The 26,533-nt window shown below is 45.5% G+C and carries 22 protein-coding genes; 13 read left to right on the forward strand and 9 right to left on the reverse strand.

The features are described from left to right. Positions 1 to 367 precede the first annotated feature (367 nt). On the reverse strand, positions 368 to 1,078 hold the full coding sequence (locus tag ACQY6I_RS23205; protein WP_428243986.1) for an ATP-binding protein: 711 nt from the start codon (positions 1,076 to 1,078) through the stop codon (positions 368 to 370). Positions 1,079 to 1,153: 75 nt separating this feature from the next. Here ACQY6I_RS23205 and ACQY6I_RS23210 point away from each other — a divergent pair, with 75 nt between their 5' ends. Genes ACQY6I_RS23210 through ACQY6I_RS23225 form a run of 4 tightly spaced genes read left to right on the forward strand, consistent with a single transcriptional unit; the run spans position 1,154 to position 5,727 of the window. Next, positions 1,154 to 1,849 (forward strand): TnsA endonuclease N-terminal domain-containing protein, encoded by a 696-nt coding sequence (locus tag ACQY6I_RS23210; RefSeq protein WP_428243987.1) that lies wholly within the window; start codon positions 1,154 to 1,156, stop codon positions 1,847 to 1,849. Further along, entirely contained in the window at positions 1,842 to 3,767 is a 1,926-nt protein-coding gene (locus tag ACQY6I_RS23215; protein ID WP_044615389.1) for a Mu transposase C-terminal domain-containing protein, read from the forward strand. Before ACQY6I_RS23210 ends, ACQY6I_RS23215 begins: the two co-directional genes overlap by 8 nt. Next, positions 3,764 to 4,654, forward strand: coding sequence for a TniB family NTP-binding protein (locus ACQY6I_RS23220; protein ID WP_044615390.1), 891 nt, complete (start codon positions 3,764 to 3,766; stop codon positions 4,652 to 4,654). The genes ACQY6I_RS23215 and ACQY6I_RS23220 overlap by 4 nt, the downstream gene beginning before the upstream one ends. Beyond that, the gene (locus ACQY6I_RS23225; protein ID WP_082070500.1) at positions 4,651 to 5,727 is read left to right on the forward strand and encodes a TniQ family protein; all 1,077 of its coding nucleotides are present in this window, start codon (positions 4,651 to 4,653) and stop codon (positions 5,725 to 5,727) included. Before ACQY6I_RS23220 ends, ACQY6I_RS23225 begins: the two co-directional genes overlap by 4 nt. Positions 5,728 to 6,008: 281 nt before the next feature. On the opposite strand, the gene ACQY6I_RS23230 is transcribed toward ACQY6I_RS23225, so the two are convergent. After that, positions 6,009 to 6,485, reverse strand: a complete 477-nt coding sequence (locus ACQY6I_RS23230) for an SMI1/KNR4 family protein (RefSeq protein WP_428243988.1) — start codon at positions 6,483 to 6,485, stop codon at positions 6,009 to 6,011. An 11-nt stretch (positions 6,486 to 6,496) separates the two neighbouring features. Next, positions 6,497 to 11,821 (reverse strand): RHS repeat-associated core domain-containing protein, encoded by a 5,325-nt coding sequence (locus ACQY6I_RS23235; protein WP_428243989.1) that lies wholly within the window; start codon positions 11,819 to 11,821, stop codon positions 6,497 to 6,499. A gap of 604 nt (positions 11,822 to 12,425) precedes the next feature. Between ACQY6I_RS23235 and ACQY6I_RS23240 the strand changes: the two genes are divergently transcribed. The 4 genes from ACQY6I_RS23240 to ACQY6I_RS23255 all read left to right on the forward strand — a co-directional run bounded on the left by ACQY6I_RS23240 (position 12,426) and on the right by ACQY6I_RS23255 (position 15,530). Then, positions 12,426 to 12,719: a type II toxin-antitoxin system RelB/DinJ family antitoxin gene (locus ACQY6I_RS23240; protein ID WP_428243991.1), complete on the forward strand. Its 294-nt coding sequence runs from the start codon at positions 12,426 to 12,428 to the stop codon at positions 12,717 to 12,719. Between the two features lie 413 nt (positions 12,720 to 13,132). Beyond that, positions 13,133 to 13,786 (forward strand): hypothetical protein, encoded by a 654-nt coding sequence (locus ACQY6I_RS23245; protein ID WP_428243992.1) that lies wholly within the window; start codon positions 13,133 to 13,135, stop codon positions 13,784 to 13,786. Between the two features lie 635 nt (positions 13,787 to 14,421). Further along, positions 14,422 to 14,679 carry a hypothetical protein gene (locus tag ACQY6I_RS23250; protein ID WP_144407519.1) on the forward strand — a complete coding sequence of 86 codons (258 nt, stop codon included), beginning with the start codon at positions 14,422 to 14,424 and terminating at the stop codon, positions 14,677 to 14,679. Positions 14,680 to 14,726: 47 nt separating this feature from the next. Next, positions 14,727 to 15,530: a hypothetical protein gene (locus ACQY6I_RS23255; protein ID WP_144407520.1), complete on the forward strand. Its 804-nt coding sequence runs from the start codon at positions 14,727 to 14,729 to the stop codon at positions 15,528 to 15,530. A 28-nt stretch (positions 15,531 to 15,558) separates the two neighbouring features. Here ACQY6I_RS23255 and ACQY6I_RS23260 read toward each other — a convergent pair whose 3' ends face one another. After that, positions 15,559 to 15,795: an antitoxin gene (locus ACQY6I_RS23260; RefSeq protein ID WP_428243993.1), complete on the reverse strand. Its 237-nt coding sequence runs from the start codon at positions 15,793 to 15,795 to the stop codon at positions 15,559 to 15,561. A 48-nt stretch (positions 15,796 to 15,843) separates the two neighbouring features. Beyond that, entirely contained in the window at positions 15,844 to 16,230 is a 387-nt protein-coding gene (locus tag ACQY6I_RS23265) for a helix-turn-helix domain-containing protein (RefSeq protein ID WP_428243995.1), read from the reverse strand. A 502-nt stretch (positions 16,231 to 16,732) separates the two neighbouring features. On the opposite strand from ACQY6I_RS23265, the gene ACQY6I_RS23270 reads away from it, so the two are divergent. After that, positions 16,733 to 17,221, forward strand: a complete 489-nt coding sequence (locus tag ACQY6I_RS23270; RefSeq protein WP_428244241.1) for a lecithin retinol acyltransferase family protein — start codon at positions 16,733 to 16,735, stop codon at positions 17,219 to 17,221. An 82-nt stretch (positions 17,222 to 17,303) separates the two neighbouring features. Here ACQY6I_RS23270 and istB read toward each other — a convergent pair whose 3' ends face one another. From istB to ACQY6I_RS23285, 3 genes are all read right to left on the reverse strand, one after another. Further along, complete coding sequence (gene istB, locus ACQY6I_RS23275; protein WP_428243996.1) at positions 17,304 to 18,056, reverse strand: IS21-like element helper ATPase IstB; 753 nt, start codon at positions 18,054 to 18,056, stop codon at positions 17,304 to 17,306. Positions 18,057 to 18,077: 21 nt separating this feature from the next. Further along, on the reverse strand, positions 18,078 to 19,619 hold the full coding sequence (gene istA / locus ACQY6I_RS23280) for an IS21 family transposase (RefSeq protein ID WP_428243998.1): 1,542 nt from the start codon (positions 19,617 to 19,619) through the stop codon (positions 18,078 to 18,080). Positions 19,620 to 20,314: 695 nt separating this feature from the next. Beyond that, positions 20,315 to 20,620, reverse strand: a complete 306-nt coding sequence (locus tag ACQY6I_RS23285; protein WP_428243999.1) for a hypothetical protein — start codon at positions 20,618 to 20,620, stop codon at positions 20,315 to 20,317. A 97-nt stretch (positions 20,621 to 20,717) separates the two neighbouring features. On the opposite strand from ACQY6I_RS23285, the gene ACQY6I_RS23290 reads away from it, so the two are divergent. From ACQY6I_RS23290 to ACQY6I_RS23305, 4 genes are all read left to right on the forward strand, one after another. Then, positions 20,718 to 21,470: a DUF5131 family protein gene (locus ACQY6I_RS23290; protein ID WP_428244000.1), complete on the forward strand. Its 753-nt coding sequence runs from the start codon at positions 20,718 to 20,720 to the stop codon at positions 21,468 to 21,470. Between the two features lie 62 nt (positions 21,471 to 21,532). Beyond that, positions 21,533 to 22,780: a three-Cys-motif partner protein TcmP gene (locus tag ACQY6I_RS23295; protein ID WP_428244001.1), complete on the forward strand. Its 1,248-nt coding sequence runs from the start codon at positions 21,533 to 21,535 to the stop codon at positions 22,778 to 22,780. A gap of 1 nt (position 22,781) precedes the next feature. After that, positions 22,782 to 23,648 (forward strand): endonuclease, encoded by an 867-nt coding sequence (locus ACQY6I_RS23300; RefSeq protein ID WP_428244002.1) that lies wholly within the window; start codon positions 22,782 to 22,784, stop codon positions 23,646 to 23,648. Positions 23,649 to 23,674: 26 nt separating this feature from the next. Next, positions 23,675 to 25,096, forward strand: coding sequence for an RES domain-containing protein (locus ACQY6I_RS23305; protein WP_428244003.1), 1,422 nt, complete (start codon positions 23,675 to 23,677; stop codon positions 25,094 to 25,096). Between the two features lie 260 nt (positions 25,097 to 25,356). Here the strand turns inward: ACQY6I_RS23305 and ACQY6I_RS23310 are convergent, their stop codons facing one another. After that, the gene (locus ACQY6I_RS23310) at positions 25,357 to 26,532 is read right to left on the reverse strand and encodes a RelA/SpoT domain-containing protein (protein WP_428244004.1); all 1,176 of its coding nucleotides are present in this window, start codon (positions 26,530 to 26,532) and stop codon (positions 25,357 to 25,359) included. Between the last annotated feature and the right edge of the window lies 1 nt (position 26,533).

Genomic DNA, 26,533 nt, shown 5'->3' on the forward strand with positions numbered 1-26,533 from the left:
AACTCGCGTGCCATGATAAACATTCCGTATGAACAAGCCATAAATAGTCAGTATATTAAATATACTTAAACAATGTGCTGACAAAACAACCACATTCAATGGCATACCGAAGCGAATTACAGTGAATCATCAATAAATGCTCTGGAACCTTGTCAGGCTGGAATTCAGCGAACATGGTTGAGCGCTGATTAACCACCTTTTAATACTTGATCTTGCTGATCCAAGCGACATTGACACTGCACTATCGTGGCGGACCGATGGTTTTAAACGCAGGGGCCCCCTTTCCCAAAACCCCCTAAACGACAACCTTCATTAATAACCTAACGAAAGATGGAAAAACCTTGATGATTGGCAAATTCGGCAGGCACTAACCAGCAATATTATTGCCAATTCTATCCAGCTGCCGGTAGCCCAACGCTTCGGTGAGATGGGGGCGTTGAATCTCTTTTGTCTGGTCCAGATCCGCCAGCGTTCTTGCCACTTTTAAAACACGATGATAACTGCGCGCGGACAAACCAAGCCGATCAACGGCTGTCTGCAACAACTGACTGTCAGCGTCCTGTAGGCGACAAAAACGATCTATTTCCCGAGTCGACAGCAGGTGATTACCTTTACCTTGACGATCAAGCTGGATCTGCCAGGCTTGTTCAACGCGCTGTCTGACCTGAGCGCTGGATTCAGAAACCTGTCCGGCAGCCAGCACCTGAGTTGGTACCGGTGGGACCTCTACATGCATGTCGATACGATCCAAAAATGGCCCGGAAACACGGCTCATGTACTGACGAATCTGCTCGGCACTATATGACTGGCTACGTGGATCAGTGGCAGCATAGCCACCTGGTGTTGGATTCATGGCAGCAACCAGTTGAAAACTGGCAGGAAAGGTAATTTGTCGTGCCGCTCTGGAAATCACAATCTTTCCACTCTCAAGCGGCTCTCTCAGCACATCGAGCACTGCACGGGAATACTCCGGTAACTCATCCAGAAACAGCACACCATTATGGGCCAAGGTGATTTCACCGGGGCGGGGAGAGCTTCCGCTGTAAAGTATAACAATAAATGCGACAATGCTTACCAAGTTTCAATGATTTACAAGCGTTTATAAGCTAATTGTTGCGATATCTTTACAGTAATAACTGCGATGGACCCCGAAATGTCTACAAATAGCTGCGATCAATTTTTTCCACGCCAAATGCGCAAGATTGGGCCTACCCGGAGAAGTGTTTCCGGACACCTCGCATTCAGAGGACAGTCATCAATTCCTTTTGAATCAACCTTGGAAAGGGACTTTCTATTACGGTGCGAGTTCTCCCTATCCGTTCTGGATATCATTGCACAACCGGCAGAAATACCTTTCAAGGGCAAAAATGGCCAGACTTACACTTACACACCAGATTATCTGGTCTATTATCGCTTGGGCCTCCGCTCTCATGTGGACTACCCCAAGCCAGTTCTGGTTGAAGTAAAGCCTGAAACAGAATGGCGGGAAAATTGGAGACGCTGGCTACCCAAATGGAAAGCCGCCTGGCGATTTGCCCAGCACCAAGGCTGGGAATTTCACATACGCGATGAGAACCGCATCCGGGACACTTCTCTGGATAATATCCGCTTTCTGGACCGTTATAAACGCATGCATTTTCCGGAAACAGAAAGCCAGAAGGTCATTGAGTCTGTCCAGGAAATGGGGGCTGCCACACCAGATTACCTTCTCGCTCGTCATTTTATGGGAATTTACCGTAACGAAGGTCTTGCTCATGTCTGGCACTTGCTTGCAACCAGGCAGCTTGACTGTGATATCGGGCAACCGCTCAATGAGATGACGGAACTATGGGTACCTGCTGATGAGTGATGAATACGATTTAATCTTTGGAAATGACGCTTTTGCACCCAAACGAGAGAGGGTAAATATCGACACTGGTGCCATTGTCCAACATGGCGCTTCAACTTACCGAATTGTTCAGATACTCGATTTCAACTCGGTCATCGGTATGGACTTGGAAACAGGGCGTAGCGTCCCATTAAGGACTGGAGAGTTACGCTCTATTGAAGATAATGCGCTTCCATCCATTGATCTAGCCGATATTGCTGATGAAGATTGGCAAATTGCTCAAAAGCGGTTTTCCGCTATCAGTTCATTGGTCGGTAAAGCCGCTGTTGGTAGAGAAGCCGCTGAACAACGAGCCAAAGAGCTGAACATCAATGTCGCCACCCTGTATCGCTGGCTCCGAAAATATAACGCCTACGGCACAGTGACGGCCCTTATTCCTCAAAAAAGAGGTTGGAAACAGGGTAACAATAAAATTTCAAAGGCAGCGGAAGACATTATTGATCAGGTCATCAGGGACTACTATCTGACCAAACAGCGCCCTACACCCAGAAAAGTGGTCATTGAGGTGTTACGCTTGTGTCATGACAGAGGTGTTAAACCGCCCTCACATATGACCATCAGAGCGCGTATTGCCGCAGTTCCAGAACGGGAACAACTTCGTGCAAGAGGATATCTGGAAAGAGCAATCAATCGTTTTACGCCAACACCTGGCAACTTCCCCAATGCGGATTATCCGCTGTCCGTCATCCAGATTGATCACACACCCGCTGACATTATTTTGGTTGATGATGTTCACAGACTACCGATAGGACGGCCCTGGATTACTCTAGCCATTGATGTGCATAGTCGAATGGTCACGGGTTATTACCTGTCATTCGATCCACCATCTGAGACATCGGTGGCCATGTGTGTTGCATGCTCCTTGCTCCCAAAAGAAGAATGGTTGCTGCAAAACAATGTCGATGCTCAATGGCCTGTCTGGGGTATTCCAAGAACCATCCACGTCGATAATGGTGCTGATTTTCGCTCCAATAACTTTCAGCAATCCTGTTTGGCCTATGGTATCAACCTTGAGTTCAGGCCGGTGAAACAACCACGCTATGGTGGCCATATTGAGAGATTGCTGGGAACCCTACTCAAAGAGATCCATACCCTTCCGGGCACTACCTTTTCATCAGTGAAACATCGTGATGGATATGACTCAGAAAAACATGCGGTAATGACAAAATCTGAATTCGAGATATGGCTGGTGACACTAATATGTAAGGTTTATCACCAGCGTTTGCACTCCAGTCTTGGGTTAACGCCTTTACGCCAATGGGAAATCGGCATTTTCGGTGGCGGAAGTATTCAAGGGGTTGGTCTTCCCCCCAAACCCTCAGATCGCTTAACCGTTCTGTTAGACTTCTTGCCGTCGTTCCAGCGAACGGTACAGACATTTGGCGTGATGATCGACGGGCTTAAGTATTACGCTGAAGCCCTGCGGCCTTGGGTTAATTCTGTAGATCCAGAAACCCGGGATAAACGCAAACTGATATTTCGACGAGATCCTCGCGACATCAGTTGCCTTTGGTTCTTTGACCCGGAAATCAAGCAATATTTCAAAATCCCTTTTGCTGATCAGTCCTTACCCTCGATGAGTATTTGGGAGTTCAAACAGGCAAAAGAAAAACTCAAGAAAGAAGGAGCCAAAAGCGTTAACGAACACCAGGTTTTTCAGGCCATCACAGAACTGCGAACACAAGTGGATGAAGCCAAGGAAAAAAGCAAAAAAGCCAGACGGCAAGCGCAACGGCGTAAAGAACATGAGACAAAATCCTCGCCAGTACTGCCGGTAGGAAAATCAAATGATAAACCGCTAAATGTCCCTGCTACTCAATCAGATCTAACCTCAGATTTGATTGACGGTGATATCGATACCTTCGGAGATATTGCATGAGTGCTTATCAACATATTCACCCAGATTTCCAGCACCTATTTGCGCTAACAGACAAGGAACGCATCGCCTTTCTGGATGAACCTCGATGGATAGGATACCAAGTTGCTCAGCAAATCATGGATTCACTCTATGGACTCATGGACAAACCCAAGCGACCACGGATGCCCAATTTGCTAATCGTCGGAGATCCAAACAATGGCAAAACTACCATCATAAGACGATTCTATGATCTGTGTGGTCAAGGATACGTGAATGAAGAGGCAAACCCTGTAAAACCGGTGATCCTTGCGGAAGCACCACCCAGTGCTGATGAAAAAGGGTTATACATCTCTCTGCTTGAACGATTTTTCACCCCTTACAGAGCCAGTGACCCAGTCGCCAAGTTACGATACCAGGTGATTCATCTTTTCCGATCCTGCCATGTCCGCATGTTAGTGATCGATGAGTTTCACTCTCTATTAACAGGGTCTGCGGTTAAACAGCGTGAAGTCATGAACGCTATTAAGCTCCTGTGTAATGAACTGTGTATCCCCATTGTGGGAGTCGGTACCCGCGAGGCTGTACGTGTGTTACACAGCGATCCTCAGCATGCCAGTCGATTCGATGTCATCAGTCTTCCGTTATGGTATCTTAATCAGGATTTTCAGCGACTCCTGGCGTCTTTTGAGAAAGTACTACCGCTCAAAAAACCCTCCGCTCTCCATCAGCCAGAATTTGCATCGACCTTTCATACCATATCTGGTGGCAACCTGGGTAACCTTCATAGATTACTCATTGAATGCGCCAAGGAAGCGATCATTTCTGAGCAGGAGCAGATCACGTTAAAGCTGATCAAAAGTAAATCCTGGTTACGTCCAACCAAAGGCATTCGTGAGATCAGCGTGTGACAGAACGCTGGGCGATTCCTATTTCGTTTTTACCTCAGGAATCGACGTACTCTTGGCTTATTCGTACAGCACTGGCACATGGCTGCGATCCGTTAGCCTTAACAGGCTTTCTGTGGCCAGACTGGCGAGCGTGGACCACGGACTTGGATAGAGAAATATCAGAGGACAGACTGTCAGCGCTTACTCGATATTCAGGCATTCCTATAAAGCGATTCCAGCAGTCCTTTCTCATTTCTGATGTATCGTTAATCACCGGGATGCCACCACCTAAACATGGTACCTGGCCATGGATACTGGCTTTGGGAACACGCAACCGAACATACCGGGGTGGACTTCAAATTTGCCCAAAATGTCTGAGCGACGACGAATACCCATATTTTAGGCGGCATTGGCGATTTGCGTGGCATACAGCCTGTTACAGGCACTCCATTCGACTCATTGATCGTTGTCCATCATGTGACTCACCGATTGAACCTCATCGGCTGGAGGCACATAACGGACATCTGGTAAGTTGCGTGAGGTGTCAATTCGATTATCGGAATATCGAGTGCCAGCCGCACAACAAACATGCCCTGGATTTTCAAAACTTAGCTGATCAAGTACTCAAACACAGGCAGGCCATATATTGGAACCAGTTAGTTCTCGGACATGATTGGTTTGCTCTATGTCGTTTTATCATTGCACTGACTCGTCGAGTGCTGCGAAGACCATTATCCAAACTCACAGCCGTACTCAAAGATTTTGGCATCGATGTCTACGAGCCGAATGTTTCTCTATTCAGTCACCAACTGGAAATGTTGTCGGTGACCAATCGGGAACGACTTATGGCTGCGACATTCAAATTTCTGAATATCAATCCTGATCAACTGCTACAGTCTCTTGATGCTGCAGGTGTAAGCCAGAATTCATTAACTGAATGGAAGGTTTCAATCCCTCCAACACTTCACTTTTTAACACAGTTAGATATTTGTCATCGATCTCGCCGATCTATTGAAATTCATACAAAAGTGCCGCGCTCAAAGCGAGCTGTCCTTATAGCTTGGCATCGAGTGAGACGTAATACTCGGAGTTAATACAATGAGGAGGACTCAGTGACTGCGTGAAAATGGTCAAATAGGCTAACTTATTGATTTTCTAGAGATTTCAGCATGATACTTCGATTAAGATCAATTGAGATCTCGGATGGTATCGCTCAGACCGTTTTCCGCATCTGCCAATAAACCGGGCACCTCGCGCCGGACAACCGCCGTACCAGCGAGCTTGGCCGTATGTATATACGGATTGTTCAGATGCTGCTCTCTTAGTTTTTGTTTGTGAGCTACGAAAGTCTCAGTTCTCATTTAGCAAATAATGATTAGCCATATGCTTCATCTTCACTCACCAGAGAATCAATAAATTCATCCAGTGTATTGCAGAGCAATCTGGTATTTTTTTTGACATTATCTTCCATACTTAGATCATCATGCCATGAATCTGTCGCCAGAAAAAAAACCTTACCTGTCATATCAATACAGATATAGTTATTGCCCCAATCCAATGCAAATGGAAGTAAGTGAGTTGGAATAATCCCTTTAGATACTCCATTTTGATATGTATCTTCAAGAGAACTTTCATTGGGAGACGCGTCCTTCATTTTCAAAAAACCTGAAACGTAGATTGGTTCAAAATCATTATCGCCAATCCAATGATCCGGTTCAGGAGTCCCACCATTGGTCTGCAAATAAAATACTTTCAATGTATCAGGTAGTTGAAAACCAAGCCGCTTTTCTATTTCAGCAAGATCAGATTTAGAGAGTTGTGATCCGATATCAGAAAATGTCGTTATTGTCATTTCTTTTCACCTTAACCACAGTCGCCTTTGTTTTTCTTTGGTTGATTTTCTGGTTTTGGAGGTTTTCCTCGTAACCATCCTTGTTCTTGAGAAATAATTACTGCCTCTTGAGATCCATATTCTACCCCAAACGTCTTTTCAAACTGTGAAACAGAACCGCCATGAGGTAGGGTAGCCTCGTGCGCTTTTGTTTTAACCAACTGCATCGTTGTATAGCCGGTTTCTGAGTTGAAATCATCCACATGATGCCATGTGTATCCTTTTGCATTTTTTGGAGAAATACCGGCTTCTTTAAATCCCTGAGTGAAATCTCGCCCTCGTGTGCCTTGCATTTGGATCTTGACAATATTTTTCTGTCCTTCTCCAACAGGATACAGATCGGGAGAGTCGGTAAAATCAACACCAGGATATTTTGACAGACCAAGGGGGTCAATCCAACTAACAGGGTTGGGACAGTATTGATACAGATTTAAACCGCCTCTTAGTCCTATCGGATCATGACTGATATACCGCCCGGTCCGGGGATCATAATACCGATTAAAGTTCTGATACAACCCGGTTTCGATATCTTCATACTGCCCGGCGAATCTGAGCTTTGGATCAACCGCAAAGCCATTCCTCGGATGGGTTTTATGACTTTGACTGTTGAGGGTCTTACCATAAACCTCATGCTCAGTTGCCCAGAGTTGTTCTCCGGTCTCGTGACTGTATAGGGCTTTGGCAGTGCCCAGATGATCAGCTTCGATATCCAGCAGGCCCAGTTCATAATCATACAAGCCTACCGGTTTATGGCTGTAAGGCTCGTAGAGGTAGTATTGCTGGAAGGTTCGGTTATTGAGATTACAATCGATGTGTCGCGTCTGAATCAGATTGCCGCCGTTCCAGACGTAGCGTTCTGCGTATTGATACCAGAGATCGGGTTGGTTATGGGTGCGATAGCGTTTGTAGTTTGTCGCCCATTCGGTTTGTTGTTCGGGTTTATCCTGTTTGAAGACGGATTTCTCGATCCTTCTGCCAAATGGGTCATAGCGGAAGGTCAGCGCTTGTTTGAGTGTACCGTTGATGCGTTCTTCAAATTTAATGAGTTGATGCTTGGCATTGTATTCCAGGCTTTGAACGATCTTTTGATCTTTACCTTTTTTGATCTGAACGAGATTGCCGTATTCGTCGTAGCTGAAATGCCGGTCACCCATAAATGGCAGGCGATTATTGTCGAGCCGGGTTAAGCCTTCCGGCAGTCGGTTGCCAGCAGCATCAAAATGGAGGTCCTGCTGACCTTCCCGATTTTCAACTTTGGTCAGCAAATCGAGATCGTTGTAGTGATAGCGGGTACTGCCATGCAGTTCGTCAATTCCGGCAATACGGTTTTTGGTATCGTAATGATAGTGCCGTTCATGCAGTGTCAGACGATTGGAGTCGTTCTGCAACGACGTACGTTGATACTGTTGTAAACGCTGCTCAGGATCATAATTCCAGGTCGCGGTATGCTGGCCTTGATGACGTTTGGCTAATTGATCATGGGCATTAAACTGCTGATCAAACAACGATACAGGTGATATGGCTTCATGTGGGCGCACACTCATACTGCTCAGCATACCGCGTGTGTTCCAGGCGTAATTCTGCTCAAACGTCCACGCCCGACCGATGCTGTCGCGATGAATAAAGTCGAAGTACCCACCACGCTGATAGGGCTGGTGTGCGGAGTAACGCACTGAGCTGATATAGCCTGCGTCAGTGTATTCGACAAAATCGATATCATGCTTAAATGACTGGTATTCACCGTTATAGTCGACAAAGCGCTGGCTTGTGTGCTCTTTCGACAACAGGCCGTTTGTGGTGTAACCCAGTTCAACTTTGGCGTGTTCGTTGACTGCGCCAATAAGCCGGCCATTGCGATCATACTGATAGGCTTGCAGGACATTTTTAGCCGGCTCGGTAGCGTGCAGGTAGCGTTCGCTTATCAGTCGGCCTAAGGCATCCCGCTCAAAGGTGGCGGTGATGTCCCCTTCGTGTTGTTCGATCAGTTTGCCATTGCCGTCGTAGCGGTAATGGATGGTTCTGCCATCAACGCCGATTTCGGTGCTAATACGTTCACAGCCATCATATTCAAACCGGTGCGCCTGGCCATTGCCGTTGATGATCGCAGTAAGGTTGCGTTCCTGATCGTATTCGTAGCTGAGCCGGGTTCCATCCGGTAGGGTCTGGGCGAGGATTTGTGCGTAGGCACCGTAGTGACGTTGCGTAATACGACCGGCTTGATCGGTATAGGCAATGACACGCCCCATGCGGTCGTAGGTATATTTTTCGTGTTGTCCCTGGGCGTTGGTTTTGAGAATCAGTTGTCCCTGATCGTTATATACAAACTGGTCATCCTGGCCGTGCAGACTGCGCTGGCGGTGCAAACGGCCTTGTTCGTCATAATCGAACCAGAGTTGCTGAATGGGCTTGGAGGGCCCGGTATCGGTTTTAGAATCGTGTGGCCAGATACCTTTAGTCTCACTCAGAGAATCGGGTAATTCCGAACTCGGATATGGTACGTCTTCATGGAACAACCGGTATTCACTTAAAGTTCCCCAGCGGCTATTCCAGAAATACTGGTGGCATCGACCCTGACGGTCAATATAGCGCCGCAGGGTCTGACCATGGTAGTCCCAGTGTTCGGTTTCACCGCTTGGATGTTTGACACGAATAAGCTGATCAAAGGCGTCATAAAGATAATGAGTCGTCTCACGGGTATCGGGTCCGCCTTTTGTCCCCCCTTGCCAATGCCTGGTGATGTGGCTGGGAAAATGTGTCTCACGCCAGTAACCGATCGTTTGTATCTGGCCGGCGGGATCGGTATAACGGATTAGGCGCTGCTGGTCATCATATTCATAGTCGTGTTCGCCACCATTGCCATCGATGTAATGAGCAATATCGCCTTTGTCCGTATAGGACCAGCGTTGCTCATGGCCTTCACCATCCATACGGTAAATTTTCCGGCCATGATCATCATTCTCATAGACTTCAACACAGCCTCGACCGTCGGTCACTTCATGAGTGTTAGGTCGGATATTCCAGGCAAACCGATAATCATAATGACCGTCTTCGGCAAATTGTCTGACACAACGGGCATGGGGTGATAACTCATTCCACTCAAAGCCGAAACGTAAACCGCCAGGGGTTTTATGACGGACAAACAGGTGATGATCATAACGGAACTGCTCACCGGGTTTGCCGGGTTGTTTGCTGGCGATCAGATCACCATTCCGGTTGAGACGGTAGCGGATCAGACATCGGCGGGTCTCAGCTTGAGCGTGATCTTTGCCGGTATAATGTGTATCAATGGCGCGCCAACCACCATACTCACCCATACTGAACCATAAATGCTGTCCCCAACTGGAGTGGGCGGAGATCAGTTGCCCCTGGGCTGGGTCATAACGCAAGTTCCAGTGATGAACGTGGTCACGGCTGTGTACTTGTCTAAGGCGATATTGATCCACCGTTCCGGGACGAGTTTCAAATTCATAGGCCAGACCTTCCTTGATCAAAGTGAAATCATCACCGATGACTTGAAGCTGTAAACCACAAGGATGGTGAATGTTGTGCACGGACGCGGATGACGCGTCATTCAGCGGAATCGGAAATGCAGCCGACAGACCTTCCTCTGTGCGCACGGTCATCACCGTCTGTTCCGCCGTGGTTGTGGGTTGACTTGCATCCTCTGCTGGAATTTCAACGATCTGAGTACTGTGCTTCAGCGTGATATCCCAGGGATGACTCCAGCCAAACCCGAGTTCGCTTTTGCGGCGGATAGCGCTGGAGCGGTAGACCCGCTTCCAGATCAGCGGTATTGGACCGGGTAAACTGAAATCCGTAATTTCGGTAATTTCTTCACCGGTGACCATGGAAATTGGGTGACCTTTGGTATCACACCTGGCATTGACTGGTGAACATTCGCCGTTATCGTTCTGGCTTTGGTGCCGGGCATCTTCGGGCTTTTTATGCTTAAGCGCTTCCTGCTCGTAATGGTGCTGACCATTGGCGTGGTGTTTGTCTTTTTCCAGGCGCAAGCGGATGGGTTTAGGCAGGCGGTCTTTAAAGGTCAGGTACTGGAACAGGGTTTTGAGCAGTTCGGCAATGCGCACCAGATGACGGGATTTGCTCAGCAGACTGGTTCCGGCTACGACAACCGCGCCGACACCACCGGTGGCGACCGCCGCAGCGATGATCAAAATCAATTCCAGCGCCGCTGCACCAAAGAATTTGGCTTGCTCGACACGGGACATCGAACCAAACCAGTCTTTGGGAAAATGGATCAGCGCCTTCCACACCTCTGTGTCAGTGGCCAGCCATTTTAAGATGGTATAGGTCTGGCGGGCCTGATCGATGGCTTCGCCAAGCTCACTGCACACAGTGGCGTAATCGTCCTTGAGTTCATCGAGGCTGTAGCCATCGGCAAGTTTGTCATACAGTGCCGCCATGAGTTTCTGAGTGCCGGTGGCGATGTTGACAAAAGGCTCAATCACGCCTTCAACGATTTCTACTGACTCATCAAATAACCCATGTAAAAACGCCACGCCCAGAATCATGCCGCGCTCGACCGCGTTGTATTCCATCAGCAGATCATCGAGCATTTGTTTGCGTGCCTGGCGGTCTTCGATCATCTCTGAAAGAGTGGATTTAAACTCGGTACGAATACGGTTTATCTCAGCCTCGTCCACTGAGAACGAAACTTCAGCTTCACCATCTGGCAGATGCTTGATTTCGGCTTTGCCTTCCTCATTGAGCTGGCCTTTATAGGCCACGCCATCGACGGTAACGAGGTATTTGAGTTTAGGCACCGATGCACCATCCTGATCGGTATAGTTCAACAACAGATCGTGATCTCTGCGGGTGACAACAGGTGCTGGTTGGAAGTAAGTCAGATTTGGGTTTTCGGGCCCTGAAGACCGGGGAGTTGAGGATGATTCTGTGCCAGCATTACCGCTGTGGTGAACGTCTGCCTGACTGCGCGTTACAGAACAGTCACGCAACAAAAACAGGGTGCTGTCTGTATTCGTAAAGGTATTAGCTGATGCATAGTGTGACAGACGATAACTACTGCCATCACGGACATAAATACGGAATATATCCTGATCGAAACTCAGCCACCGCTGTGCCTCACCTGTGGTGATACTACCCCAATCTGACCAGTGACCAGGCAGTTTACTGCGAACGTCTGTGGGCAGGCGTGAAACGATGTCTTTATTACCGGAAAATCTGGTTTTGGATAATTCAGTGGGTATGGTCGGTTTAGCGGAGTATTCGGGATACAGCTCATCATTCCCGGGTAGTCCCCAATAGGAATCGCTCATCTTGTGTCCTTGTCCGTGATGAAAGTAAGAATTTAACTCTGTAGCATATTATTTAATGAATGCATGGCATTCCGCGAAGCAGACCTCAGAACGAAAAAACAAAACTGTTCTCATATTAAAGGATGAGTTTTTACCTCCATCATAGCACGCACATTGTCTGTGCAACTTATGTCATGACGGCTTATGAGGCTGATCAAGAAGATTCACTTGTGACATCAAAAAACTGCAGTTTATTGGTTGATGTGAATTACAACGATAAACTGGACTGAACAACGATATTCTGTACTGAGGGCTGCATATGGCAACCAGAATTCCTGCAATCAGGGAATTCCCCAAAGATGACAGATACTGGCGGGTGGACTGGTATGGAGCTGTACAGAGAAAACCTGGTATCCCTTCGGAATCATGCTTTCAGGCGGTGGGAGAAAAAATTTGCGAGCTAATCAGTACAGAATATCATTGTGATTAAGCAGGGATGGTAAATCAATCGTGCATAAATTACAGGTGTCTGTTCAGGCTAGATAATCTTTCTTGTGATGATGTCTTGATTGTATCGCAAATGAGATACAACATAGGGTCATGTCAAACGTTTGGAGAATCTATCATGGCTCGTACTTCAATGCTGCACGTTCGCGTGGACGATGAGTTGAAGACTGATGCAGCAGAAAAGCTGGCCAGCTTTGGTCTGACAGTATCCGATGCTGTTCGCATTCTGCTGACACGGATCACCAAAGAGGGAGGATTGCCCGTGGGACTGACGGTTGATCCGGAGGCGCATGACTCCTGGTTCCGCAGTAAAGTGGAAGAGGCCCTGATGGACGCAAAAAATACGGTACCACATCAGCAGGTCCTGGATGAGGTGCAGGCATTGATCGACAGGAAGCGCAAGCGTGCCTGATCTGGAATGGCTGGCGGGACTTCCTGTCCATTGTGGACTACATCTCTGATGACAATCCAGATGCTGCGCAACGAATAAAGGACGATATCGAAGCGAAAACAGCAAAAATTGTGTACCAATGCCGTTTCTGCAAACCGGAAAAATGAACGACGCTATCGACATGGGCCGAGATACGAAATGCTTGTAACATAAGCTTGTTTTGTTAGACTGCCAAACAGGCATTGGTGTATGCCTGCAGCCCACCCGTTGTGGCGAACATCCCAAGTGATGACACCTGAAATGAATGCTATATGTATTTTAAACGTCTTGTACGATGTTTTGTGGGCTAAGCACGTAACCTCAATGGATGTTTAACGATGCGTATACCTACACTATATTTTCCTTCTGGCCTATCGGTGCGTCGTGCAAAGCGTATGGCCAAACAACTGGCACAAACCGAATTCATACCTTTATCTAAGGCTTTAGATGTTATTGCACATCAAGAAGTCAGGCTTCCCTGGCATAAGGCCCAATCGCTGCTGGTTGATCAGTCTCCCTCAAAAAAATGGATGAGCCGTTCAGATATCAAGGCAATCTTGAATGCATTTCCGCATTTAAACTATTGGGGGCCAGACAAAAAGTGGCATGAGTTTCGTTCTGGGCAAATAACTCGGGATGAAATGGAACAGGACTTCCATGAGAATAGAGCACGCCTCCTACAGGCTACTGATGAATGTAATCGGGCATGTTTATATTTGGAGTTCATGCACTCCAGAAAGACAATAAACTGGACAAGATCTAGTTATTCTCTCAAACACAGTGTCGAAAATGTCATTCGATATGTGGATTCAAGCATAAATCCATATGTTGCAAATGGCTGTTTTATATGTGCCGCTATCTTTAAAGGCTTTGAGGTTGAACAGCATGCCACTGAAGAATTAAAAGCATTTTTAAACTTCAGTTCAAGATCACCCATTATTCAACTGGACCGATCATTTACTATAAGACCCAAATCTATAAAAGAGCGAGAGCAAGTGGAGGCTATCAGTAAACAGGTCCAATCGGTCTTCGAGCAAATGGTGAGTTGATAGCAGCTGCTCTTCCTATCTTATTGTTGAGCAGGTTCTCCGTTATGTGTACCCAGCATCGCTGGGTCGCTGTTTGAGGTGAGATGAGGGTATTTTTTGGCCAACGCTTTCCAGTAAGTGTTTGAATCATTTTCCGTTATCTATCCAGTTTATCAATTTTTACAACGATCTTTTCACCACTGCCAATATGGTCTTTTAAATCACCATAAATCTCAGCACCTGAACGTAAATCCTTGACCATTTAATCAGTAAATTTAAATACATCCTTTTACACTACTGCTCATGATTTTCTGTAAATCCATCATTTAGAGGTACCATGCCAATGAACAACAATGAGCATCTGCCAGTTATTCGTTGTGACGAGTGCGGACGGAAGATGTGCAAAACGCACCGAAAATGTAATGGTCACCGATACTGCTCAACTTGCTATTTACGGGAATTTAAGAAAAGGCCATGTCCCAAGTGCGGTAGGCAAGCCAGATTACTCAAGCGCGAACCAAATACGGTCTGCAGACGTTGCGAAACTGATTTACCCTGTATTCGATGTGGAAAGAAACAATACCCATTAGGCAAGATAACTCCATATGGACCAGCATGCGCATCCTGTTCCCTATATTTCAGATCACAGGAATCTTGTGAAGTCTGTGGTACATTGTCTTCCAAACTCACACGGCTATCTCGCTTCGCCGACGGGTTGCGAAGATGTCCGAAATGTGCGCGGGCTGACTTTCGTACTTGCCCTGGGTGTCAGAAGTTTCGCCTGTTGCAACCATCGCAAGATGGAACTCTTTGTCGATACTGTATACGTGGAAGAAATATTTGCGGTACCTGTGGTCAGTCTATACCCGGTGGAAAAGGCATCCGATGCGACACTTGTTATTGGCTCGATGTAGCCAATAAAAAAATAAAAATGAACCGTAATGCTTTCAGTAATCCCTTAATGGCTAGTCATTTTGTTAATTTCGGTCATTGGCTCATGACTTATTCGGGCGCAAAAACGACAGCTCTTTGCATACAACGATATATCCCATTTTTTATTGAAGTTGAGAAAAAATGGGGAGAAATACCCTCCTATGAAGCATTAGTCTCATATTTTCATCCTGAGAGGTTACGGAGAGTACGGCGTATTATGATGTGGATGGAAAAGACAGGTTTGCTTCATGTGATTCCACAGGCTAGAGAATATGCCGCAGACTCAATTCGTATTACGAACCTCCTTTCAAAATATTCTCCTCATACTACTTTCGGCAGATTGTTGGCAGAGTATGGATCTGAACTTCAAAAGCGGTTATCCGCTGGCAAAACCACTATCCGGTCCATTCGGTTGGCATTGACTCCAGCTGTTGCATTAGTCAATCTCACAGAGAAATTCAAAACTACTTACCCGACACAAGCTATCTTAGACCAATACCTACTTGAATCACCTGGTCAGAAAGCTGCTATTACTGGGTTTATTAACTTCTTAAATAATAAATACTCGCTTCATTTGATACCGAAAGTTGACAAGGCAAAGGTTAGAAAAAAAAGAAAAACACAGTTGGAGAAAAAATTAATCCAGTTAACTCATGAAAAGTCTGATCCTGATTTTCTGGCCAAATGGATTCCTATAGCTCTGGAGTATTTTCATAATTTCAAAACTACCAAACAAACTAGAAGCACTATCATGAATTCCGAGTTTACTAGAGATGGTGATGGGATAATGCTCGTCTTAAGTCAGCAGGAATATTTCATACCTTTACCGTAAGCCATTACAATATCAACATACTCCTTCATCAGAACAAATCTTTATCAACAATCTTGCCTTGAACACGATCACTCATAAAATCGCTTCTTCCCTCATTCGCTTTTTCTCGGACAAGAAAAAAGCTATCCCAGTCAATGGGCTTCTTAGACAAAATGACATCGCCTATCTTCAAATCTCGTCGAATACAAACTTCATCACCTTCAAATTGATATTCTCCCGGCAGTATGACAAATTGGTCTTTCCCCCTTCTTAATACTTTCGCCATTTTCCACGCCATAGGAACACTCTCTAACAATAAGTTACAGGCAAATGATCATTTCTTGGATAGCAATCCCATCAACAACGCGCCCAATGTCGCTCCAGTCAAAAAACTTCCCACTCCACTTTTGGAACTCTCTTTCTGGCTCTGCGTACTATTTTTCCTTACTGGGTGTACGATCTTAACGCCGTTGGCCCGAAGATGGGCGACGGTCTGGCATATTCGATTGCTGATTTCTTCATCACTTACATAAAGTGCACCAGCAGCTTGATACATTTGGTCGACAGAAAATACAGAAATACCACCTTCCAAACGACTATAACTTGCCTGGGACAATCCCATTCGTGCAGCCATATCACTTTGCTCAATCCCATGGTCTATCCGAAGATTTCTAAGCACTACACCCAGTACTGCGGAATAGGATGTCTGTTCTACACTCATATAGCTTCCATATTAGGCTCAGTCATTTTTACTCATACTGATTAACACACTTCTATAAACGCCGGCAGGGAGAAGGCGTGTTGGAAATACCCTGCAATAACTATCTTGATGCCGAAAATGATTTGTTCTGGCCACAGCCATAACTCTGTACCCCATCACAGAGTTGCCCACCTTTGCTTCATATTCATAAACAGGTATCCAGTGCTTAGTCATTTGTTCGATTCTTTAGCTTTCTATTTTTTTATACCGAATTAGGTCTGCTTTGGCCTGACGCCTCCTTTCCATCATGATCGGTAGTATATCTCTCAATACTTGGATTTAGGTTTTATCAAGCATAGAGAAAAGGCCTTGCTTCTCCCATTTCAGACACCAGAGGAATGCTGTCAGCTACACATTGGCCTATGTGCTCTGGATTCCAGCCAAGTATTAAAAAACGCATATTACAAAGCATTGACTTTGAATACAATTACGTTTAGCGTATATATGCGTTAAACGTAACAAAATAGGAAAAAAGAATATGTATCCAAAATTAAGACCTGGCGATTTACTGTATCGCCGCAAAGGAATCATTGAGCATGTCGGCGTCTATCTGGGGGGAGATCAAGTTGTTCATAACTCTCCTAATAACGATGTCGAAGTTGTAAATATCCAAACCTACGCGGAAGGGCAAACTATTAGGGTTGTTAGCATGGAATTCGATGATATCGAGCAATTACGCCACCGCTTGCATCAAATCCTCAACGCAAACCGCAAATATAGAGCAACCCATCGAAACTGCGAGCACATTGCAAGCTATTTGCTATGGGGCCGCTCTTCCAGCCCTCAAATACAAGCATCCATAGCAGGTGCCTTGATCGCTGGTTTTGCAGCCTGGAAAGCCGGAAATAAAAACTGGTTAGGATATGCTGTTGCAGGCGGCATGATTGGTTGCATGATCTACAATCATGTCAGAAATTACGACTATAGGATGAGCATGCAAACGCCATATTAGTACTGTGCGTATTCTGGCGAACGTGATCACCCGTTCCGGAATTATTTGATCGCCCTAATCCCGTAACGCGTTCGTGTGGATATTAACAACCTGAGTGATCAACTTCACTCATCATCTTTCTCATCGATTCTCCTTTCAGTGTGAGTTTGTGACTGTTGTGCAGCAGACGATCCAGAATGGCGTCTGCCAGCGTGGCATCACCGATCATCTTGTGCCATTGCGTGATCGGTAATTGACTGGTGATCAGTGTCGATTTCAGGCCGTGTCGGTCTTCCATGATTTCCAGCAGATCGTTGCGCTGGCTCAACGTCATTTTCTCCAGACCCCAGTCGTCCAGTACCAGCAGATCCGTCTTGGCCAGTTGCTGGATGAGCTTCGCAAAGCGACCGTCACCATGCGCAATGCTAAGCATTTCCATCAGGCGTGAGGTGCGGAAGTAACGCACGGATAAGCCATGACGACAGGCCTGAGTCGCCAGTACACAGCCGAGGTAGGTTTTGCCACAGCCGGTTGGTCCGGTGATGAGTACGTTGTGGTGCTGGTGTACCCATTGGTTGCTGAGCAGATCGGCCAACTGGCTTTTCGTCAGCCCTCGTGGGTGCTGGTAATCAATATCCTCGGGGTACGCCTGGAGTTTGAGGTTGGCCACCTTGAGCAAGCGGCTGATTTTATTGTTATGGCGGTGGGTGGCTTCCCGGTCCACCAGTAACGCGAACCGTTCGTCGAACCCCAGTTCTTCGTGCGTACCGGGCTGTGACCATTGTTGCTCCAGGCCTTCGGCCATGCCGGTGAGTTTCAGGGCGCGTAAGGTTTGCAGGGTTTGGTTTGTCATCATGGTTTTGTTCCTGAATGTGTATCAGTGGTAATAGGCTTCGCCGCGTACATTTTCGTGATAGTCCAGACTGAGCTGCTCCTCCTGAACCAAGGGGGCGCACTCCTGTTCCAGTGGTCGTTGATCCAGCCCTTGCTTGAGGATGGATTCCACGCTGCTGCGGGTTGGGGAGTTGATCAATAGCGCTCGGTGACAGGCCTTATTGAGCCGCTCCCGACCATACTTTTTGGCATTGCTGAGCAACGCCAATATCCGGCGATAGCTTTGCTCTTTATGGCGCTTCTCCTGCAGGATGTGATGGACGACTTCCCGTGTTGATTCACCAATATCACCCGCCCAACTGAGAAAGCGTTCCGGTGTCCATTCACTTATGGCGCGGTGATTGTGTGGCATATGCTCCGTGCAGGTGCTGTGTGCGCCCTGACGATAACTGCGAGGATGGCTGGCGATGCGTTGGCCGTGCCGATAGATGGCCACGGTCGTTGCCGTTGCCTGCACGTCAACCGTCTCCTTCACCAGGTGATGTGGCACGGAGTAATAGTGTTTGTCGTATTCGATGTGGTAATCGATATGCACCCGTGCCTGTTTGATGTCCGCGTATTGATACGGGTGAGCGGGCAATGGCCGTAGTGCCGGTTTGTCCAGTTGCTCGAACTGGCTGTGACGGGTACCGGGCAACTTTTTAAACGGGCGATGGTTCAGATCCTCCAATAACAACCGGATGGCCTGATTGAGGCTGGCCAGGGTAAAAAAGGTCTGGTGACGAAGCCGCGCCATGATCCAGCGCTCAACGATCTGCACCGCCACTTCGGCCTTGGATTTATCTTTGGGTTTGTAGGGGCGTGCCGGCACCACGGCAATCCCGTAGTGTGAGGCCAGCTGCTGATAGGCTGGGTTGAGGTCGGGTTCATAGCGGTGGATCTTACTGACGCCGCTTTTTAAATTATCCGGGACAACCAGTTCCGGTACGCCGCCCAAGAACTCAAACGCCTGTACATGGGCGTTCAGCCAGTCGGCCTGATTCTGGCTCCAGCTGGCACAGGCAAAGGTGTAATTGGAGGCGCCCAATACCGCAACAAACACCTGAGCCTGGCGCACCTCACCGGTATCTGGATTGACAACGGACATGGTTGGGCCGCAATAATCGACAAAGAGTTTTTCACCGGCACGATGCCGCTGACGAATACTGCATTGCTGCTTGCCCAGCCACTCCTGATAGCGATGGCAGAATTGGGCGTAGCTGTAGCCATCGTTGGGGTGCTGTTGGCGATACTCTTCCCAGAGCAGCAATTTGGTCACGCCTTTGCGTTTCAGTTCCTGGTGAACCGTGGGATAGTCTGGCTCGCTGAAGCGGCGCTGACCCGTTGCGGCCTGAGATGGGAACAGCAGCCGAGCCAAGGATCGCTCATCCATCCCCTCAGGCAGCGGCCAGGTAATACCAGCCTGTTGAGCGCGATTGAGATAGTTGGCGGCACTGCCATAACTGATCTTGAGTGCGACAGCGACGCTACGCCGACTTAAGCCAGCCTGATAATGCAACCGCAGTACTTCTTTGATTTTACGCATTGATAACCTCTTGGCACCCACCGGTCACACTCCTCGCAGACAAAGAGCGGGAGGTTAGCCGGGAGGGCTTATGAATCAATGCGTCACGGGCGATTCTGGAAATACTTGATCAGTGATTCCGGGGACTTGATCAGTGATTCTGGAAATCCAGAAAAAGTGATCAAATAAAACCAGAATCGGCGATCATGATGTTCCAGAACAGGTGATCAATTAAAACCAGAATGGGTGATCAAGATCAGGCAGAATATGCATACTGAACCGATACTACTCTTTCCATATACATGTTACACATTAATGGGCGGTGGAAAATTGGTTTCTCGAGTAAAAATAACTACCTTTATTTTATGTCTATCAAATAAGTGCTTTTGGTTCAGAAACTAAGAAAACCCAGATTCCTGTCATCTCTCATAACTCACCGCCTAGACAGATATGACTTAAAAAAAATAGGAGGCACACATAAATCTATCATCACTGAAAAGATAGATGCTCTTACGAAGACAACACAAAATGTGAGAACCAGTGTCTGCCGGCTGTTGAAAATGGAAACATTAAGACCTACTTGCTGAAGGAAAAGTATTTGGTATTGGATCTAATATTGGTGCAGGAATCGAAGTTACTTTTAAGTGTAGAAAATAAATATGGCCGAAATGGCACTCAAGTATTGTCAATTGTGCGTGAATAAGCCAAAACTGATACTACAGTCTATATGCCTGAATAGACCTTAAGAGCCTAACCAAAGACTCTTCCCCTGCAGTGGTGCCATCCCACATTTCGCCAATAACTTTCATTAATTGATCGCAATTTCTTGGATCTCTTTCCACCACTTCAATATCGAAGAACCGGCACAAAGCCTTTAATTTGGGTGTGAGCTTATTCCAATTTCCTGTAGCTGCCCTGGAAACGGTGGCCTGACTGACCTTCGCTCGATCAGCTAGTTTCTCTTGAGTTGCCTCATTTTGTTCCAACCAAAATTGGACTGCTTTCATTAATTTTTCTTTCATTATTCAAATATTCTTAATACATGAATATTTGAATAATCACAGAGTTAAGCTACAATGTCAAAGTCGTAATGGCTTACATACCGATTAGGGCAATCGAATGGCTACGAATAGTAAAATTGAATGGACTGAACAAACCTGGAATCCAGTAACAGGCTGCACAAAGATCTCTCCCGGCTGCAAACACTGTTATGCCGAGGAAATGGCTAAACGTCTACGGGCAATGAATACACCTGGCTATGAGAATGGCTTTAAGCTTTCACTAATGCCTGAAAGACTCACACAACCATTACTTCGCAAAAAGCCAACCATGTACTTCGTGAACTCGATGAGTGATTTGTTTCATGAAAAGGTACCTTTCTCCTATGTAGATCAAGTCATGGAGGTCATCCATAAAACCCCTCACCATACCTATCAAATATTGACTAAACGTGCCAAACGAATGGCAAAGTACTTTAGCAGCAGGCCTGTACCACATAACGCGTGGGTTGGCGTGTCTGTAGAAGACCAGAAATATGGCAAACCCAGAATCGATGAACTGCGAAAAATTGATGCTGAAGTCCGATTTCTTTCCATTGAACCCTTGTTGGAAGACTTAGGAATCCTCAACCTGCAAGGCATACACTGGGTTATCGTAGGCGGGGAATCGGGAAGAAAAGCGCGAGAAATGAAACCTATTTGGGCTGATAATGTTAAGAGCCAATGTCTTGATTCGAATGTACCCTTCTTCTTTAAGCAATGGGGAGCCTGGGGTGCTGATGGCAAAAAACGCTCGAAGGGCGATAATGGCCGAATTTTGTCTGGAAAAGTATGGGATCAAATGCCGTCACTGAATATCATCGCGATTGCTTGACAAATCACTGGATGTCCACAATATTCTCAGGGAGACTTAACATTCTACTCTAAGGACATTCAGTGGCTAAAAAAGACTATGATTGGGAGAATGGAGCAGTACTAGAGGACCACTCTAGAAAAAAACATACAATCCTCGCTAAATACTTCGAACAATACCTGCTCGTCAGATGCAGAATCCCAAATATGGAGCGCTTTCGTCTGGCGGTCGTAGATGGCTTTTCTGGCTCAGGCGAATACGCGTGCGGTACACACGGTTCTCCTTTAATTCTACTTGAAACCGTCATTAATGCCTTAAACTTCATAAACCATAAACGAATTGCAGATGGTTTCAGAACACTATCGATAGAATGCCTCTTTATTTTTAATGATTTACAGAAAGTGGCAATTGATAAACTGAAGCAAAATATTGCCCCTTTGGAAGCTGTAATACGAACCCATAATAATATCAAGACGGAAATTATCTATCAGTGCAAGCCTTTTGAAAAAATCTATCCTGACATCAAACAGAAGATCTCTGATGGAAGTTATTCGAATGTATTTTTCAACCTGGATCAGTGTGGAACTTCTCATGTCAGCTTGTCTACAATCCGGGATATTGTGAACAGTTGGAAGTCCTCCGAAGTACTTTTTACATTTGCCATTGAAACATTATTGTCTTATTTACCTACTGACCCAAATCTACCTAGAACAATTGTCAGCCAACAAATGGATACGGAGATATATGCAGCTTTACGTGATACTAATGTGGTCATAAATAAAAAAGAATGGTTAGGTAGAGTAGAACAGATTGTTTCCAACCATTTGCGAGATTGCGCCGTATATGTAAGTCCGTTTTCAATTCACAACCCCAATGGATGGAAATATTGGCTTGTGCATTTTGCTAAGAGCTATCGTGCCAGACAAGTATATAACGATATACTTCACGATGATGATGTTGAGCAAGCGCACTTCGGTAGATCAGGGCTGAAAATGCTGTCATACAATCCATCCAATGAAGGACAACTCTATCTCTTTAATGAATCATCCAGAGAGTCTGCCAAAGCAGATTTATACGACGATATACCCCGATTCATTTCTGAATCTGGAGACATGCTTTTAATGCAGGATTTTTATTCTGCAATTTATAGTGAAACACCAGCTCACAGTGATGATATCCACGACATGATCATTGAAAATTCTGACCTTGAGGTGATTACAGATTCTGGTGGTACTCGTCGATCAGCAAATGCAATTAAGAGCACGGACTTCATCAAACTTAAGCCTCAACGACAAATGTTTTTTATGCATGAAAAACCCACTAAGAAATAATATGCAAAAACTTCTTCTGACAGGCTGTTTAATTTCTGCCACAACGTTTGCTTTTGCAGAGCATGCAAACTCATTTAGCGAAGCAAAGAAGATTGCCTCATCCATCCACGCCGATGAGCACCAAACATTTTACTGCGGTTGCGACTTTAAGGATAACACTATACTCCCAAGTAATTGTGGTTATCAGCCACGCAAACAGCCGGAACGAGGAGCAAGATTGGAATGGGAGCATGTGGTTCCAGCGTGGGAATTTGGACATCAACGGCAATGCTGGCAAAACGGTGGTCGAGCACGATGTACGAGCACTGACCATTATTTCAATATCATGGAGTCAGACCTACACAATTTGGTGCCTGCCGTAGGAGAACTCAATGGTGATCGATCCAATTTCCGTTACGGTATCATTCAAGGAGAACCAAGGGCATATGGCCAGTGCAACTTTGAAGTTGACTTTAAAAGTCATCGAGCTGAGCCACCTGAGGATCGGCAGGGAGACGTTGCCCGAATCTATTTTTATATGCGTGACCGATATGGTCTCAAGATCAGTCGACAGCAAACACAATTATTTGATGCCTGGTCTAAACTGGATCCAGTAGATGAGGATGAAAAGCAGCTAAATACTCGTATCTTGAACATACAAGGAAATTCAAACTGCTATGTAAGCACTGACTGCACTGTTGAGAAGATATCAGAGGAAGAACAGACCTTAACTTCTTCCTCTGATGAAAATCAGTGTCAACCCGAAATACATACCTGTTCACAGATGAAGTCGTGTGCGCAAGCAAAGTATTATCTGAATCAATGTGGCTTAAGTTCATTAGATCGAAATAAAGATGGCATTCCTTGTGAAAGTTTGTGCAAACCTTAAATTGTTAATTCCTCTAGGAAGTTAGCATGCAGTCATATGAAGCTGAAGAAGTAGACAATCAAAACATTTGTTCTCAGTGTATTGGTGAGAGTTTTCTGAAGAACCTGGTTGAAAAAAGTAGACAGAAAGGCCGGTGTTCTTATTGTGCAGAGGAAGGCTTCACAATCTCCTTGGAAGATATGGCAAACCATATTGAGCAGGCATTTGAGAAACATTATATACGAACTTCTACTGAACCCGACTCATTCGAATATGCAATGATGAGGGATGAAGATTTTAACTATTCTTGGGAACGCCAAGGAGATTCTACTATAGATGTGATCGGAGCTGCTGCAGATATACCGTATGAAGCAGCCGAGGATATTCAAAAAATTCTGGAAAACCGGCATTCCGATTTTGATAGCGCAGCTATGGGTGAAGAATGCGAATTTGATTCAGATGCTCATTACATTGAAAGTATGCCCGACAGCGGAGAATGGTATATAAAGTGGCAACAGTTTGAAAAAACGGTCAAATATGAAGCTCGCTTTTTTAGTAGGACTGCCTCAGCTCAATTGAGTGAATTATTCGATACTATCGATGAAATGCATACTGAATCCGGCCAACCGCTTATCATTAGTGCTGGTCCTCATTCGCGATATACCCATTTATTTAGGGCAAGAGTGTTCCAGTCTGACGATGAACTCATACCTGCAATGATTCGGCCCGATATAGAACTCGGAGCACCACCCTCTAGGTTAGCAGGTGCCGGCCGTATGAATGCACAGGGAATCTCCGTGTTTTATGGCGCAACATCTGTTGAAGTAGCACTAGCGGAGGTAAGACCTCCTGTTGGCAGTCAAGTCGCAACAGTACGTTTTGAAATTACCCGACCAATAAGATTACTTGATCTTACAGCTCTAAATGATGTTCATGAAACTGGTAGCATTTTTGATCAAGCGTTTGCAAATCGACTAAGTCGAATGACGTTTTTGAGAACGCTCACTAACCACATTGCTAGACCAGTCATGCCAAATAATCAATTGCTTGAATATTTACCAACACAAGCAGTGTCAGATTTTTTAGCAACAGAAGGTAAAGTTCCCATTGACGGAATTCTATACCCATCCGTGCAAGTAGGTGGTAATGGTTTTAATGTTGTTTTGTTTTATAAAGCAGCCAGATGTAAGCGACTTGACTTCCCGGAAGGTACAGAACTTCGGGCAGACACTTACATTCCTACCGATGAAGGTCCAGAACGTTCCTATAGTGTTTTGGAAATAACACCTCTTGAAGCTGACAATGCTCAAACAAGAGCTTTCCCAAATAACCCGGATGATATACGGGAGGAAACACTATCTGTAGACAAAAAATCCATGACTGTACATTTGATAAACGCTGTGAAGATTCATAGTGACGAACATACTGTACAGCGATACCAGAGACAACAATGTCCTCCAAAATTCTAAATGCCAGTTCCCTTATTTAGAATACAGGCCCAGTATTTATAGATAATGAAAAAATGCATTAACAGGAATCATGACAATCATGGTAACAACCTACCTGACAGCATATCAAATAAGGACCGAGTTTATCACCCCAAAATACTAGATACTAAAATGGAAAAGGTTCAAAAAATCCGACATAGCTTTATATACCGCCAGGAAACAGGGCGGTGGTATATATATTATCCATAGCAAAGATACGTCACAGCATTTTAATTACAATGTTAACTTTGATTAAATGGCCACAGCATTTTGATAAATTTATCTCTAAGTTTGTAATTCTGGATCCCATTTATAAAAACCAAATGCTGCATAAATAGAGTCGTATCTGCAAAAAAATTAGGATATGCTTCTTTAATTCCTCCCACGGCTGTTGAAGATACTAATGCAACCAAGCTACCTTTATTTTGTTCTGACGCTTCCTTCTCGCGTTTAATATATTCATTTTCTGCTTGAGCAGATTCGTCTTCTGAGAATATCGTGGTGCGAACAGTTCCTTTTTTACGGTTATCAAGGTTATCAATCGTTACGTCTACTAATACAAATCCTTCGATTCTGGATGCCTTAATATGCTTGTCAGCCATTACTAGTGAATTTGCATAGGCATTAAATTTATTCATTACATCAAGAGACTTCGATAATCTTTGACACTCTCCACAATCAGAGAGGGCAGAGCTATCTCTTATTATCGTTTCAGAATACTTGGCGAATTTGAGTTCATTCGATATTTGATCAAACCTAGAAATCTTTTCCATGACTGCGAATTGTTGGCTAACTAGTTTGAAAAACTCTTGCCACTGTTTGTCTCCATCGTTGGATTTTAACGCCTGGCCAGTAAACAGATCTACTATCTCCAAGGCTGTCGCCCAACTATGTTGCAGCTTCGTTCGAACTTGGATCTCAATCCGAAAACTTTGATCTTCAGACCCTGGAAAGCTTCCTTTCAGATGATAGCCTCTATAACCGTCTGGCTTCGGATTAGTGATGTAATCGTTAACTTTAACTCTACCATTTGCATCCTTAAATTCTTTGCACTTCCTGAGTTCTCGATTTATTTTATCGACCTTCTTCACGGTTGATAAAATCACTCGACACCCACCAATATCTTGCATATTTGTAAGCATCATATCAGGAAAACGAGATAGTTTTTTGGTTATTGATTCTTCCCTCTTCAATCGCTTGGCCAAAATAGAATCCGGTTGTTTCTTTGCTGCTACTTTTTGCAAAAGCTTGTAAGCCTTCTCTAGTGGTTGCTCATGTTGGTAACGCCACCATGACAATACATCCATCGCCCAGTTAAAATCAGCGGGATTTGACCTTCTTTCAGGATTGGATAATATTTTTCCAGCTCTTTTAACATTCGATTTCGTGTACTTCCGTAAAGTGATATGCTCTTTCAAT

This window comes from Gynuella sp., from assembly GCF_050297175.1.
Classification (GTDB): Bacteria; Pseudomonadota; Gammaproteobacteria; order Pseudomonadales; family Natronospirillaceae; genus Gynuella.

Coding starts and splice junctions, on each gene's coding strand:
- ACQY6I_RS23210 (WP_428243987.1), top strand. CDS start 1,154: ATGTCTACAAATAGCTGCGATCAATTTTTTCCACGCCAAATGCGCAAG.
- ACQY6I_RS23215 (WP_044615389.1), top strand. CDS start 1,842: ATGAGTGATGAATACGATTTAATCTTTGGAAATGACGCTTTTGCACCC.
- ACQY6I_RS23220 (WP_044615390.1), top strand. CDS start 3,764: ATGAGTGCTTATCAACATATTCACCCAGATTTCCAGCACCTATTTGCG.
- ACQY6I_RS23230 (WP_428243988.1), bottom strand. CDS start 6,485: ATGACAATAACGACATTTTCTGATATCGGATCACAACTCTCTAAATCT.
- ACQY6I_RS23235 (WP_428243989.1), bottom strand. CDS start 11,821: ATGAGCGATTCCTATTGGGGACTACCCGGGAATGATGAGCTGTATCCC.
- ACQY6I_RS23240 (WP_428243991.1), top strand. CDS start 12,426: ATGGCTCGTACTTCAATGCTGCACGTTCGCGTGGACGATGAGTTGAAG.
- ACQY6I_RS23245 (WP_428243992.1), top strand. CDS start 13,133: ATGGCCAAACAACTGGCACAAACCGAATTCATACCTTTATCTAAGGCT.
- ACQY6I_RS23255 (WP_144407520.1), top strand. CDS start 14,727: ATGGCTAGTCATTTTGTTAATTTCGGTCATTGGCTCATGACTTATTCG.
- ACQY6I_RS23260 (WP_428243993.1), bottom strand. CDS start 15,795: ATGGCGAAAGTATTAAGAAGGGGGAAAGACCAATTTGTCATACTGCCG.
- ACQY6I_RS23265 (WP_428243995.1), bottom strand. CDS start 16,230: ATGAGTGTAGAACAGACATCCTATTCCGCAGTACTGGGTGTAGTGCTT.
- istB (WP_428243996.1), bottom strand. CDS start 18,056: ATGATGACAAACCAAACCCTGCAAACCTTACGCGCCCTGAAACTCACC.
- istA (WP_428243998.1), bottom strand. CDS start 19,619: ATGCGTAAAATCAAAGAAGTACTGCGGTTGCATTATCAGGCTGGCTTA.
- ACQY6I_RS23285 (WP_428243999.1), bottom strand. CDS start 20,620: ATGAAAGAAAAATTAATGAAAGCAGTCCAATTTTGGTTGGAACAAAAT.
- ACQY6I_RS23290 (WP_428244000.1), top strand. CDS start 20,718: ATGGCTACGAATAGTAAAATTGAATGGACTGAACAAACCTGGAATCCA.
- ACQY6I_RS23300 (WP_428244002.1), top strand. CDS start 22,782: ATGCAAAAACTTCTTCTGACAGGCTGTTTAATTTCTGCCACAACGTTT.
- ACQY6I_RS23305 (WP_428244003.1), top strand. CDS start 23,675: ATGCAGTCATATGAAGCTGAAGAAGTAGACAATCAAAACATTTGTTCT.